General features: G+C 72.7%; 12 protein-coding genes. 4 read left to right on the top strand and 8 right to left on the bottom strand.

The window, feature by feature from the left end; all coding sequences use genetic code 11:
- Positions 1-33 precede the first annotated feature (33 nt).
- The 3 genes from PSQ21_RS29045 to PSQ21_RS29035 are packed head-to-tail and all read right to left on the bottom strand — an operon-like array spanning position 34 to position 2,177.
- The gene (locus PSQ21_RS29045) at positions 34-492 is read right to left on the bottom strand and encodes a (4Fe-4S)-binding protein (RefSeq protein ID WP_274034264.1); all 459 of its coding nucleotides are present in this window, start codon (positions 490-492) and stop codon (positions 34-36) included.
- A 57-nt stretch (positions 493-549) separates the two neighbouring features.
- A complete protein-coding gene (locus PSQ21_RS29040; protein WP_274034263.1) occupies positions 550-951 on the bottom strand; it encodes a RidA family protein in 402 nt (133 codons plus the stop codon).
- The gene (locus PSQ21_RS29035) at positions 948-2,177 is read right to left on the bottom strand and encodes an acyl-CoA dehydrogenase family protein (RefSeq protein ID WP_274034262.1); all 1,230 of its coding nucleotides are present in this window, start codon (positions 2,175-2,177) and stop codon (positions 948-950) included. Before PSQ21_RS29035 ends, PSQ21_RS29040 begins: the two co-directional genes overlap by 4 nt.
- A gap of 145 nt (positions 2,178-2,322) precedes the next feature.
- Between PSQ21_RS29035 and PSQ21_RS29030 the strand changes: the two genes are divergently transcribed.
- From PSQ21_RS29030 to PSQ21_RS29020, 3 genes are all read left to right on the top strand, one after another.
- On the top strand, positions 2,323-4,011 hold the full coding sequence (locus PSQ21_RS29030; protein ID WP_274034261.1) for an AMP-binding protein: 1,689 nt from the start codon (positions 2,323-2,325) through the stop codon (positions 4,009-4,011).
- A 9-nt stretch (positions 4,012-4,020) separates the two neighbouring features.
- The gene (locus PSQ21_RS29025; RefSeq protein ID WP_274034260.1) at positions 4,021-4,842 is read left to right on the top strand and encodes a PaaX family transcriptional regulator; all 822 of its coding nucleotides are present in this window, start codon (positions 4,021-4,023) and stop codon (positions 4,840-4,842) included.
- Between the two features lie 132 nt (positions 4,843-4,974).
- Positions 4,975-5,439 (top strand): hypothetical protein, encoded by a 465-nt coding sequence (locus PSQ21_RS29020; protein ID WP_274034259.1) that lies wholly within the window; start codon positions 4,975-4,977, stop codon positions 5,437-5,439.
- Here the strand turns inward: PSQ21_RS29020 and PSQ21_RS29015 are convergent.
- Entirely contained in the window at positions 5,426-7,762 is a 2,337-nt protein-coding gene (locus PSQ21_RS29015) for a bifunctional salicylyl-CoA 5-hydroxylase/oxidoreductase (protein WP_397988685.1), read from the bottom strand. The genes PSQ21_RS29020 and PSQ21_RS29015 overlap by 14 nt on opposite strands.
- A gap of 5 nt (positions 7,763-7,767) precedes the next feature.
- Positions 7,768-8,595, bottom strand: a complete 828-nt coding sequence (locus PSQ21_RS29010) for an enoyl-CoA hydratase family protein (protein WP_274034258.1) — start codon at positions 8,593-8,595, stop codon at positions 7,768-7,770.
- A 282-nt stretch (positions 8,596-8,877) separates the two neighbouring features.
- Between PSQ21_RS29010 and PSQ21_RS29005 the strand changes: the two genes are divergently transcribed.
- A complete protein-coding gene (locus PSQ21_RS29005; RefSeq protein ID WP_097867015.1) occupies positions 8,878-9,327 on the top strand; it encodes an ATP-binding protein in 450 nt (149 codons plus the stop codon).
- On the opposite strand, the gene PSQ21_RS29000 is transcribed toward PSQ21_RS29005, so the two are convergent.
- The 3 genes from PSQ21_RS29000 to PSQ21_RS28990 all read right to left on the bottom strand — a co-directional run bounded on the left by PSQ21_RS29000 (position 9,278) and on the right by PSQ21_RS28990 (position 13,322).
- Positions 9,278-10,765: an amino acid permease gene (locus PSQ21_RS29000; RefSeq protein ID WP_274034256.1), complete on the bottom strand. Its 1,488-nt coding sequence runs from the start codon at positions 10,763-10,765 to the stop codon at positions 9,278-9,280. The genes PSQ21_RS29005 and PSQ21_RS29000 overlap by 50 nt on opposite strands.
- 203 nt (positions 10,766-10,968) lie before the next feature.
- On the bottom strand, positions 10,969-11,973 hold the full coding sequence (gene argF, locus PSQ21_RS28995; RefSeq protein WP_274034254.1) for an ornithine carbamoyltransferase: 1,005 nt from the start codon (positions 11,971-11,973) through the stop codon (positions 10,969-10,971).
- A gap of 113 nt (positions 11,974-12,086) precedes the next feature.
- A complete protein-coding gene (locus PSQ21_RS28990; RefSeq protein WP_274034252.1) occupies positions 12,087-13,322 on the bottom strand; it encodes an arginine deiminase in 1,236 nt (411 codons plus the stop codon).
- Between the last annotated feature and the right edge of the window lie 46 nt (positions 13,323-13,368).

Here is a 13,368-nt window from a genome sequence, read left to right as displayed (position 1 = left end):
CGCGCCTCTCGGCCACTGTCTCCGGGAGCCGCCTCAGCCGTGTCCGGCGCAGGGACCGCTGTGGTCGCAGTACGGGGTGTTGGCGGTGGCGCCGCAGCCGCAGAGCATCACCCGGGTCTCGCGGCGCGGACCGTACGGGGTGGCGACCTCCAGGTCCCCGCGCAGGTGCAGCACCCCGTCGGCGCCGAGGGAGACGTGGGTGGGGACGTCCGGGACCTCGTCGGGCATCCCGTCGGTGCGGTGGTACTGGAGCGCGCCGCTCGGACAGCGGTGGACGACGTCGGCGACCTCGTCGGCGGGGGCGTTGTCGGGTCGGACCCACGGGCGGCGGTCGACGTCGAAGACGGCGCGGAGCCCGCGCACGCACTCGGCGGCGTGCAGGCAGCGGTGCGCGTCGAAGCCGACGACGATGCCCTCGCCGTCGTAGGACTTGGCGGCGGGGCGCGGGGGCGGCCGGCTGGTCACCGCTGACTCTCCTGATCGGCTCGGCATCCGAACCCCTTCAGCCTCGCCCCGGTGCCCCGCCGCCGCTACTCGGGGGCCGGGCTCTCACGGGAGAACCGCGACCCCGTCGATCTCGACCATCGCCTGCTCGTCCCAGAGCCGGGCGACGCCGATGACGGCCATCGCCGGGTAGTCGCGCCCGGCGAGCCTGCGCCAGATCCGGCCCAGCTCGGCGGCGTGGGACCGGTAGTCGGCGACGTCGGTGGCGTAGACGGTGACCCGGGCGAGGTCGGCGGGGGCGCCGCCGGCCGCGTGGAGGGCGGTGAGCAGATTGCCCAGCGCCACGGCGAACTGGTCGGGCAGGGTGTCCCCCACGACCTTGCCTTCCGGGTCGAGCGCGGTCTGCCCGGCGAGGAAGACCAGGTGGCGGCCGGTGGCGACGACCGCGTGACTGAAGCCGGTGGGCGGGGAGAGTTCGGCCGGGTTGATCCGGTGGGACGGACTCATGCGGGCGGCTCCTGGGTGAGGCCCGCGGGCTCCACGGGCTGCTGGGCCACGGGCTGCCCGGTGCCGGGCTGCTGAGCGGCGGGCTGCTCGGCGGCGGGCTCGGACCGGTGGGCGCCGTTCGCGTACAGCTCCTTGGCGATGATGGCGCGCTGCACCTCGCTCGCGCCCTCGTAGATCCGCGGCGCGCGGACCTCGCGGTAGAGGTGTTCGAGCAGATGGCCCCGGCGCAGGGCCCGGGCGCCGTGCAGCTGGACGGCGGCGTCGACGACGTACTGTGCGGTCTCGGTGGCGTACAGCTTGGCCATCGCCGCCCGGCGCGGCACGCCGCTCTCCCCCGCGTCGTACGCCGCGGCCGCCGCGTACACCAGGAGCCGGGCGGCCTCGGTGCGGGTGGCCATCTCCGCGACCTGGTGCGAGACGGCCTGGAGGTCGCTCAGCGGGCCGCCGAACGCCGTGCGGTGGGCGGTGTGGTCGAGGGTCGCGTCGAGGGCGGCGCGGGCCATCCCCACGGCGAACGCCCCGACGCTGGGCCGGAAGAGGTTGAGGGTGTTCATCGCGACGCGGAAGCCCCGGTCGGGCTCGCCGAGCACATCGTCGGCGGTGACCGGTACGCCGTCGAACTCCAGGGTGCCGATGGGGTGCGGCGAGAGCATGTCGAGGGCGGAGCCGGTGAGTCCGGGGCGGTCGGACGGGACCAGGAACGCGGTGATGCCGCGGGACCCGGCGCCGGGGGTCGTGCGGGCGAAGACCACGGCGAAGTCGGCCTCGGGGGCGTTGGAGATCCAGCACTTCTCGCCGGTGAGCGCCCAGCCGGCCGGGGTGTGCTCGGCGGCCAGGCCCAGGGCCGCCGCGTCGGAGCCCGCACCCGGCTCGCTCAGGGCGAACGCCGCGACGGCCCGCCCGGCCCGCACCTCGGGGAGCCAGCGCTCGCGGTGGGCGGGGGTGCCCGCCTGGACGACCGGGGTGGTACCGAGCCCCTGGAGGGCGAGGGCGGTCTCGGCCTCGGTGCAGCCCCGGGCCAGGGACTCGCGCAGCAGGCACAGGTCCAGCGCCCCGGAGCCCAGCATCCGGCCGAGGAGACCCGACTCGCCGAGAGCGGCCAGCAGCGGGCGGTTGACGCGCCCGGGCTCTCCTTTCTCCGCCAGCGGGCGCAGCTCCCGCACGGCGAGGGTGCGGAGCTCTTCGCACCAGGCGGTTTGTTCCGGTTCGAGGGAGAATGCCGTCATGGCGGCGCCTCTCTTGTCGCGTCGTGTCGCGTGCCCTGTCGCGTCGCGTGACATCTCGTCGCATCGCACGTCATGTCTTATCGCGGACCGTTGACTACCGTCACTCAAACGATACGCTCCAAAGGCGACAAGGGGGCGATCCTTCATGGAGCCGAATTCCTCGCCGAACACGCCCACTGCCGCCGCCGACGCGTCCGTACGCGTCCCCGGCGCGCATCCCGAGCCGTCCGGGCCCGCCGCGGGCGCCCACGCCGACACCTTCACGCGCGACCACCTCCCGCCGCCGGAACAGTGGCCGAAGCTCCTCCTGGAGGACCCCGCGCCTCGCTACCCCGACCGGCTGAACTGCGGGCACGAACTGCTCGACCGCACCGTCGAGGCACGGGGCGCCGACCGCCCGGCGCTGCGCTCCGGCGACGGAAGCGTCTGGAGCTACGGCGAACTGCGGGAGACGGTGGACCGCATCGCCCATGTGCTGACGGAGGACCTGGGCGTGGTGCCGGGCAACCGGGTGCTGCTGCGCGGGCCGACCACTCCCTGGCTGGCCGCCTGCTGGCTCGCCGTCATGAAGGCGGGCGCGGTCGCCGTCACCGTACTGGCGCAGGCGCGCGCGACGGAGCTGGCCACCATCTGCTCACTGGCGCGGATCAGCCACGCGCTGTGCGACGCCCGTTCGGTGCGGGATCTGGCCGAGGCGGACGTGGACGGCCTGCGGACCACCCTGTTCGGCGAGGACGCGCCCGGGGACCTGACCCGGCTGGCCGCGTCCAGGACCGGTCCGTACCGGGCGGTGGACACGGCCGCCGACGAGGTCGCGCTCATCGCGTTCACCTCGGGGACCACCGGACGCCCCAAGGGCTGCATGCATCTGCACCGGGACCTCCTGGCCATCGCCGACACCTTCTCCCGGCACGTGCTGCGCCCCTCGGCCGACGACGTGTTCGCGGGCAGTCCGCCGCTGGGCTTCACGTTCGGCCTGGGCGGGCTGCTGGTCTTCCCGCTGCGGGCCGGGGCCTCGACGCTGCTGATGGAGCAGGCGGGCCCCCGGCAGCTGCTGCCCGCCCTGGTCCGGCACCGGGTCTCGGTGCTGTTCACCGCGCCGACGGCCTACCGCACGATGCTCGGGCAGCTGGACGGCCACGACCTCTCGGCGCTGCGCCGCTGCGTGTCCGCGGGGGAGAACCTGCCGGCGGCGACCTGGCGGGCCTGGTACGAGGCGACGGGCCTGCGCATCATCAACGGCATCGGGGCCACCGAACTGCTCCACATCTTCATCTCCGCCGCCGACGACGCGATCCGGCCGGGCACGACGGGGGTGCCCGTGCCGGGCTGGCAGGCCCGCGTGGTGGACGAGCGCGGGGACGAACTGCCCGACGGCGAGGCGGGGCTGCTGGCCGTACGCGGCCCGGTCGGCTGCCGCTACCTCTCCGACCCGCGGCAGACGGAGTACGTCCGGAACGGCTGGAACATGACCGGCGACACCTTCGTCCGCGAACCGGACGGCTACTTCCGCTACGTGGCCCGCGCCGACGACATGATCATCTCCTCCGGCTACAACATCGCGGGCCCCGAGGTGGAGGACGCCCTGCTGCGTCATCCGGAGGTCGCGGAGGCCGCCGTGGTGGGCCGGACGGACGAACTGCGCGGCGAGATCGTGGTGGCGCACGTGGTGCTGCGGGAGGGCTCGGAGCAGACCGCGGACGCGCTGCGCGCCCATATGAAGGCCCACCTGGCGCCGCACAAGTGCCCGCGGGTCTTCGTCTTCCGGGAGTCCCTGCCACGCACGGCCACCGGCAAACTCCAGCGGTTCCTGCTACGGGACCAGCACCCCTAGAGTGATCACGTGGCCGAGTTGCGCACCCCCCGTTCCCTGATCGTCACGCTCTACGGCGCCTACGGCCGCCCAGCGGACGGCGCCCCGTTCGCGGTGTCGGAGCTGATCCGTCTGCTGCACGCCGTCGGCGTCGACGCCCCCTCCGTACGCTCCTGCGTCTCGCGGCTGAAGCGGCGCGGGCTGCTGGTGGCCGCCCGCGCGGCGGACGGTTCGGCGGGGTACGCGCTGTCGCCGGACGCCCGGCAACTGCTGGACGACGGCGACCGGCGGATCTACCGGCGGCGTGCGCCGCGGCTCTCCGAAGGCTGGGTGCTCGCGGTGTTCTCCGTGCCCGAGGCGGAGCGCAGCAAGCGCCATCTGCTGCGCTCCCGGCTGGCCCGGCTGGGCTTCGGCACGGCCGCGCCCGGGGTGTGGATCGCGCCGGCGGGGCTGTACGAGGAGACCCGGCACACCTTGGAGCGGCTCGGACTCGCCCCGTACGTGGACCTCTTCCGCGGCAAGCACCTCGGTTTCGCCGCCACCCGCGAGGCGGTGGCCCGCTGGTGGGACCTGGCGGCGGTGGCGCGCCTGCACCACGAGTTCCTGGAACTGCACGAGCCGGTGCTGCGGGACTGGGAGACGTCCGGGGGCACCGGTGACGCGCCCCGCCCGCAGACCGCCTACCGGGACTATCTGCTGGCCCTGGACTCGTGGCGGCAACTCCCGTACGCGGACCCGGGTCTGCCGTCGGAGCTGCTGCCCGCGGACTGGCCGGGCGGCCGGTCGGCGGAGGTGTTCGGCCGGCTGCACGAGCGGCTGCGGGACGCCGGGGAGCGCTATGTGCGGCCGTGACCCCCGCCGGGGCTGAAATCCAGGTGCCCCGGCCCCCTGCCCACGGGCAGGATGAAGCATGGCCTGACTCCACGCGGACAGGCCACTGCTGAGGAGGAGCCCGTGACGGCGGAGCCCGTGATCATGGAACCCATGAGCGAGCGACCGGGGACCGAGGAGCCCGCGGCCACGGAGCCGCTGTGGCTCGTCGCCGCGAACGTGGTGCGGTGGCGGCGGTACGGGGACGGCGGGCAGGAGCTGCGGCCGGGGACCAAGTCGTACCGGGGCGGGTCGAAGGTGCACGTCGTCGGCACCTATGGCGGCATGGGGCACGAGCAGTTGACCACCATCGGGCGCGGCCGGCACACCGGGGCGTACATCACCATCGACATGGCCACCCGCAATCTCCACACCTTCCGGCCCGTCGCGGTGTACAGCCCGGCGGTGTTGCGCCGCGTGACGGCGGCGGGCGTCGACGGGTCATGGGCCACGCGGGAGCAGGCCGAGGAACTGGCCGCGCTGCTCGGGCGCCTGGCCCCGCGGTACCGCCAGGAGCACTGGCGCGACGCGCCGCACCCGGTCCCCTGCCGCTGCCACGACTGCCTCAGCCCGGCCTGAGCCGGGGCTTCGGTCCGTCGGCGCGGCCGGTGGGCGGGGGGCGGCTGCCCGCACCGTACGGAAGGGGCCAGGGAGCGCCGGGGCCGGTGTAACCCTGTTCGGCCGCCGCGTGCAGGGTCCAGTGCGGGTCGTACAGATGGGGGCGGGCCAGGGCGCAGAGATCGGCGCGGCCCGCCAGCAGCAGGGAGTTGACGTCGTCCCAGGAGGAGATCGCGCCGACCGCGATGACGGGGACGCCGACGGTGTTGCGGATCCGGTCGGCGTACGGGGTCTGGTAGGAGCGGCCGTACTCGGGGCGCTCCTCGGCCACGACCTGGCCGGTGGAGACGTCGATGGCGTCGGCCCCGTGGTCGGCGAAGGCGCGGGCGATCGTGACGGCGTCCTCGGCGTCGGTGCCGCCCTCGGCCCAGTCGGTGGCGGAGATCCGCACGGTCATCGGCCTTTCCCGCGGCCAGACTTCGCGTACGGCGTCGAAGACTTCGAGGGGGAAGCGGAGTCTCGCCTCCGGTGATCCGCCGTGCGCGTCGGTGCGGCGGTTGGTGAGCGGGGAGAGGAAGCCGGAGAGCAGGTAGCCGTGGGCGCAGTGGAGTTCGAGGAGATCGAAGCCGCTGTCGGCGGCACGCCGGGCGGCCGACACGAACTGCTCGCGTACGGTGAGCATTCCGGTTCGGTCCAGCTCCGTCGGGACCTGGCTGACGCCGGGCTCGTACGGGAGCGGGGAGGCGGCCGTCAGCGGCCAGTTGCCGGTCTCCAGAGGCTGGTCGATGCCTTCCCACATTAGCTTCGTGGAGCCCTTGCGGCCGGAGTGGCCGAGCTGCACGCCGATGGCGGCGCCGGGCGCGGAGGTGTGGACGAAGTCGGTGATCCGCCGCCAGGCGGTGGCCTGTTCGTCGTTCCACAGGCCGGTGCAGCCGGGGGTGATGCGGCCTTCGGGGCTGACGCAGACCATCTCGGTCATGGTGAGTCCGGCGCCGCCGAGTGCGCGGGCCCCGAGGTGGACGAGGTGGAAGTCGGCGGGCAGCCCGCCGGTGGCGGAGTACATGTCCATGGGTGAGACGACGACGCGGTTGCGCAGTTCGAGGCCGCGCAGGCGCAGCGGGGTGAACATCGGCGGGGTGTCCGGCGGGCAGCCGAACTCCTCCTCGACGGCGGCGGTGAACGAGCCGTCGCGCAGGCGGAGGTTGTCGTGGGTGACCCGGCGGCTGCGGGTGAGCAGGTTGAACGCGAAGCGCCGGGGCGGCTGGTCCACGTAGGTGGCCAGCTCCTCGAACCAGCGCAGACTGGCGGCGGCGGCGCGCTGGGTGGAGGCGACGACCGGGCGGCGCTCGGCCTCGTACGCGGCGAGGGCCGTCGGCAGGTCCGGCTGTTCCTCGACGCAGGCGGCCAGCGCGAGGGCGTCCTCGACGGCGAGCTTGGTGCCGGAGCCGATGGAGAAGTGGGCGGTGTGGGCGGCGTCGCCGATGAGCACGGTGTTGCCGTGCGACCAGCGGGAGTTGGTGACCGTGCGGAAGGCGAGCCAGGAGGACCGGTTGGAGCGCAGGGGGCGGCCGTCGAGGGCTTCGGTGAAGAACTTGGCGCAGCGGGCGGTGGATTCGGCCGGGTCGCAGGTGTCGAGCCCCGCGGCGCGCCAGACCTCCTCGCGCATCTCGACGATGACGGTGGAGGCGTCCGCCGCGTACGGGTATCCGTGCAACTGCATGACGCCGTACGGGGTTTCGGCGATCTCGAAGCGGAAGGCGTCGAGTGCGAAGTCGGCGGCGAGCCAGATGTAGCGGTTGCGGTGTTCGGTGATGTCCGGTCCGAAGGCGTCGGCGTGCGCGGCACGGGTGGCGCTGTGCACCCCGTCGGCGGCGATGACCAGGTCGTGGTGGGCGGCGAGCTCGGCGGCGGGCGGGGCCGGGGTGCGGAAGCGGAGGTCGACGCCGAGGCCGGCGCAGCGCGCGTGCAGGATCTCCAGGAGCCGGCGGCGGCCGAGGGCGGCGAAGCCGTGGCCGCCGGAGGTGTGGGTCCGGCCCCGGTGGACGATGTCGATGGTGTCCCAGCGGACGAACTCACGGACGAGGGCACGGTGGACCTCGGGGTCGGCGTGTTCGATGCCACCGAGGGTCTCGTCGGAGAGGACGACGCCGAAGCCGAAGGTGTCGTCGGGGGCGTTGCGCTCGAAGACGGTGACCGTGCGGTCCGGGTCGAGCCGTTTGAGGAGGGCCGCGGCGAAGAGCCCGCCGGGGCCGCCGCCGATGACCGCGATCCGACGCACGGACGAGGGGCCCCGGCGCGGGGCGGTCGCCGCGTCCGGGTGCGGGACGGCTTCGGGGGCCGGCACGGCGGCTACCTCCCCTGCCACTTCGGGGGGCGCTTCTCGGTGAAGGCGGCGTGGAACTCGGCGTAGTCCTCGCCGTGCATCAGGAGGGCCTGGGTGTTGGCGTCCAGCTCGACGGAGGCGGCCAGCGGCATGTCCAGCTCGGCGGTGAGCAGCGCCTTGGTCTGGGCGAGCGCGAGGGCCGGGCCGTCGGCGAGGCGGCGGGCCAGCTCGGCGGCGCACTCGTCCGCCTGCCCTTCCTCGGCCAGCTCGCTGATCAGCCCGATCCGCTCCGCCTCGGGGGCGCGGACGGCGTCCCCGAGCATCAGGAGCCGGGTGGCGTGGCCGAGGCCGACGACCCGGGGCAGCAGGTAGGCCGCGCCCATGTCCCCGCCGGAGAGGCCGACCCGGGTGAAGAGGAAGGAGAAGCGGGCCGACGGGTCGGCGATCCGGAAGTCCGCCGCCAGGGCCAGCACGGCACCGGCTCCGGCGGCGACGCCATGGACGGCGGCGACGACCGGGAAGGGGCACTCCCGCAGGGCCCGGACGACCTGGCCGGTCATCCGGTTGAAGTCGAGGAGCTGCGCGGTGTCCATGGCCAGGGTGGCGCCGATGATCTCGTCGACGTCGCCGCCGGAGCAGAAGCCGCGCCCCTCGCCGGCGAGGACCAGGGCGCGGACGGAACGTTCCCGGGAGAGCTCGGCGAGGAGGTCGCGGAGATCGGCGTAGGCGCCGAAGGTGAGCGCGTTGAGTTTCTCGGGGCGGGCGAATGTGACAGTGGCCACACCGTCGTCCCGGGTCAGCCGCAGATGACGCCATTCCTCGGTGCTCGGGGCCGAGCTGGGAAACGGGCTCATGGAGGGGTCCCCTTCGGCGATCGGGCCGGCGTCGGCCGTGCGCGGGTCGCGTTCCGCCTTCGAAGTTATCACCCTTACGTGACCGCCGTCACGAGATCGCCATACAGCTCCGTGAGACCGTTGTGGCGAAAGTCCCCTTTGCTCCGGCCGACCGCCTCTATGGCCGGCCCGGAGCGGTTCGTAAGGTGGAAACCAGGAAGTCCCGACACCAGTACCGCGTGAACCCCAGAAGTCGAGACCTCCCGCTTCGAGGAAGACCCGCTCCCGAACGGAAACCCCGCCGTGCCGCCCGACGTCCCCGTCCCCGCCTCCTGGCGCATCGCCCTGCCGCACTCCACCGCGGCCGTGCCGATCGCCCGCGCTCTCATCCGTACGGCGCTGTCGGACATCGACGCCCCGGCCGACAGCGACACCGCCGAGCTGCTGACCGCCGAGCTGGTGGCCAACGCCGTCGAGCACACGCTGGGCGGTGAGCCCATCGAGCTGGTCGTGGAGCTGCTGCCCACCGGATGCCAGGTCGAGGTGCACGACCGCGACCCCGCCCCGCCGGGCGATCTGTCGCGGCCGCAGCCGGGCTGTGAGGTCGATCCCTGGCAGGAGCACGGCCGCGGCCTGCTGCTGATCCGGACCCTCAGCTCCGCCTGCGGTCACCGCACCACGGAGCACGGCAAGGCCGTGTGGTTCACGCTTCCGGCGATACCGGCGCAGCCGGGTCCGTCCCCTGGGAGCTGACCAGCCGGGAGCGCTTGCGCCCGTAACCGGCGTACAGCAGCGAGCCGACGGCGAGGAAGACCGCGAACTGGACCCAGGTCGTCCAGCCGGTCCCGTACATCAGATACAGGCAGAAGGCGACGCCCAGCAGCGGGCTCACCGGGTGGAGCGGCACCCGGAAGGTCCGCTTCAGCTCGGGGTTGCGCCGCCGGAGCACCACCACCGCGACGTTGACGGCGACCATCGTGGCGAGTGTGCCGATGGTCGTCAGGTTCACGACGACGTCGAGCGGGACGAACGCGGCCGGGACCGCGAAGACGCAGGCGACGATCCAGGTGTTGGCGACCGGAGTGTGGGTCCTGGGCGAGACCCGTTCGAAGACGCGCGGGATGAGCCCGTCGCGGGACATCGACATCAGGATGCGGGTCTGTCCGTACATCACGGCGAGCACCACCGAGGCGATGGCGACGACCGCGCCGAAGGCGATGATGCCGCCGCCCACCGAGGAGCCGGTGACCTCGTTGACGGCGATCGAGAGAGCGGCGCTCTTGTTCGCCACGTCGTCCGAGCCGATCGCGCCGATGGCGGAGAGCGCCACGGCGCAGTAGAGCAGGGTGACGACGCCGATGCAGATCAGGATGGCTGCGGGGATGTTGCGGCGGGGGTTCTTGACCTCCTCGCCGGCGGTGGTGATGGCGTCGAAGCCGATGTAGGAGAAGAACGCGAGCGACGCGCCCGCGGTGACGCCGCCGAGCCCGTGGGTCGCGAACGGCATGAGGTTGTCGTCCTGGAAGGCGCTGAACGCCACCGCGCAGAACGCGACCAGGATGCCGATCTTGAGGACGGCCATGGCGGCGGTGGCCGTGGCGCTCTCGCGGACGCCGCGCACCAGCAGGGTGGCGGCCATGGCGATCACGACGACGGCGGGCAGGTTGACCACACCGCCGTCACCGGGCCCGGCGGACAGGGCGGCGGGCAGCTCCCAGCCGAACAGGCTGTTCAGCAGCTCGTTGACGTACTGGCTCCAGCCCACCGCGACGGCGGAGACCGAGACGCCGTACTCCAGCAGCAGGCACCAGCCGACGAGGAAGGCGGTGCGCTCGCCGAGGGCGGCGTACGCGAAGGAGTACGAGCTTCCGGAGACCGGGATGGCGCTGCCGAGCTCCGCGAAGGACAGGGCGGTGAAGATGCAGGTGACCGCCGCGAGGAGATACGAGATCACGACGGCGGGACCGGCCTCGGCGACGCTGTCGGACAGCCCGACGAAGATGCCGGTGCCGACGATCGCGCCGACCCCGAAGCAGACGAGCTGGAAGAGGCCCATCGTGCGCTTGAGGCCGTGGCCCTCCAGGTCGCCGCCGGACTCGGCGATGAGCTGATCGGGGCTCTTGCGGCGCAGGCCCGGCTTCGAGGGGGCGGGGTGCTGCGGGGTGCCGGAACGCGGCATACCGGGACTCATGCGGGACGTTCTCATCTCTGGTGGTGCAGTGGGGGGTGTTTCCCGGTGTGCACGGCGGCCGTGGGGACCGCGAGCGGCGCATGGGAAGGGGGTCCGGGCATCGTGAACCCGAACCCCACCAAGAGGCGACATCGTAGCCACCATCACGCATGTTCACCCAATCGGGTGCATGAGCATGCGAAGCGTCCGAACCCGTCCCCGGGCTACTTCCCGGCCAGCGTCGCCACCAGCACGGCCTTGATCGTGTGCATCCGGTTCTCCGCCTGGTCGAAGACGATCGAGTGCGCGGACTCGAAGACCTCGTCGCTGACCTCCAGCTCGGTCAGCCCGTACCGGGCGTGGATGTCCCGGCCCACCTGGGTGCCGAGGTCGTGGAAGGCGGGCAGGCAGTGCAGGAACCTCACGTCCGGGTTGCCGGTGGCCCGCAGGACGTCCATCGTCACGGCGTAGGGCCCGAGGGCGGCGATGCGCTCGGCCCACACCTCCTTGGGCTCCCCCATGGAGACCCAGACGTCGGTGGCGACGAATTCGGCGCCCCGCACGCCCTCCGCGACATCGCCGGTGAGGGTGATCGTCGCGCCGCTGACCTCGGCGAGCTCCCGGGCCCGCGCCACGACGGCCTCGTCCGGCCAGTACGCCTCGGGGGCGACGATCCTGACGTCCAGGCCGAGCAGGGCGCCGGTGATCAGATAGGAGTTGCCCATGTTGAAGCGGGCGTCGCCGAGGTAGGCGAGGGCCGTCCCCGTGACGGGGCCCTCGCGGAACTCGGTGATGGTGAGCACGTCGGCGAGCATCTGGGTGGGGTGCCAGTCGTCCGTGAGCCCGTTGAAGACCGGCACCCCGCCGTACGCGGCCAGCTCCTCGACGGCCTGCTGACTGTCGCCCCGGTACTCGATCCCGTCGAACATCCGGCCGAGCACCCGGGCGGTGTCCTTCACGGACTCCTTGTGGCCCATCTGGGAGCCCGACGGGTCGAGGTAGGTGGTGAAGGCGCCCTGGTCGGCGGCGGCGACCTCGAACGCGCAGCGCGTACGGGTCGAGGTCTTCTCGAAGATCAGCGCGATGTTCTTCCCGCGCAGCCGCTGGACCTCGGCCCCGGTCTTCTTGGCCGCCTTGAGCTCGGCGGCCAGGGCGACCAGGCCGAGAAACTCCTCGGAGGTGAAGTCCAGCTCCTTGAGGAAGTGGCGGCCGGTGAGGTCTATGGCCATGATGACTGCTCCTGGGGTCGGACGGGGATCGGCGCACTGCCCGCGGGCAGAACCGGAAGTCTATACGATGGCCCGCATTCCTATACAGGGACGGGGTGGCGGTCGCACGCCTCTCAGGCCACGGGGCCCCGCTCCACCGGGCAGCTCATACAGCGCGGCCCGCCCCGTCCCCGGCCCAGCTCGCTGCCCCGGATCTCGATCACCTCGATGCCCTGCTTGCGCAGATAGGTGTTGGTCGTCGCGTTGCGCTCGTACGCGACGACGACCCCGGGCTCGACCGCGAGCACGTTGCAGCCGTCGTCCCACTGCTCACGCTCGGCCGCGTGCACGTCCTGGGTGGCGGTGAGCACCCGGATGGAGTCGAGGCCGAGGGCGGCGGCGATGGCGCGGTGCATGTGCTCGGGCGGATGGTCGGTGACCTTCAGCTCACGGGGGCCGCAGCCGGGCTCGATGGTGTACGAGCGGAGCATGCCGAGACCGGCGTACTGGGTGAACGTGTCGCCGTCGATCATCGTCATCACCGTGTCCAGGTGCATGAACGCCCGCCCCTTGGGCATGTCGAGCGCCACGATGGTGCGCGCCGAGCCGGCGTCGAAAAGGCCCCGCGCCAGCATCTCCACGGCCTGCGGTGTGGTGCGCTCGCTCATCCCGATGAGGACCGCTCCCTCCCCGATGACCAGGACGTCACCGCCCTCGATGGTGGAGGGGTAGTCGTCCTGCCCCTCCGACCAGTGGTGGAAGACGCCCGCCTCCGGGCCGGTGAACAGGGGGTGGTGCCGGTAGATCGCCTCGAAGTGGACGGTCTCGCGCTGCCGGGCGGGCCAGCGCATCGCGTTGATGGAGACCCCGTCGTAGATCCATGCCGAGGTGTCCCGGGTGAAGAGGTGGTTGGGCAGCGGGCCGAGCAGGAAGTCGTCCAGGTCCATCACGTGGAAGCGGACGGAGGTCGGCTCGTTGTGCCGCTCCAGGAACTCCCGCTTGGTCATGCCGCCGACCAGCGCCTCCGCCAGCTCCTCGGAGGACAACTCCTCGAAGGCGGCCCGCAGATGCTCGGTGGCGAGCGGACCGTACTCCTTCTCGTCGAAGACCCGGTCGAGCACGATCCGCCGGGCGACCGGGATGTCGAGGGACTCGCGCAGGAGATCGCCGAAGAGGTGCACGGCGACACCTCGGTCGCGCAGCACATCGGCGAAGCCGTCGTGCTCCTCCCGGGCGCGGCGCACCCACAGGACGTCGTCGAACAGGAGCGCGTCCTTGTTCCTGGGGGTGAGCCGCTTCAGCTCCAGATCGGGGCGGTGCAGTATGACGCGGCGCAGCCGCCCGGCTTCGGAGTCGACGTGGAATCCCATGCCTTCATCCTCACCGCGCGGAGCGCTGTTCACCCCGCGAATCGCC

It is taken from the genome of Streptomyces sp. MMBL 11-1, assembly GCF_028622875.1.
GTDB lineage: Bacteria > Actinomycetota > Actinomycetes > Streptomycetales > Streptomycetaceae > Streptomyces.
The sequence above is the reverse complement of the archived record's forward strand: the minus strand, read 5'-3'. Positions and strand labels throughout refer to the sequence as shown.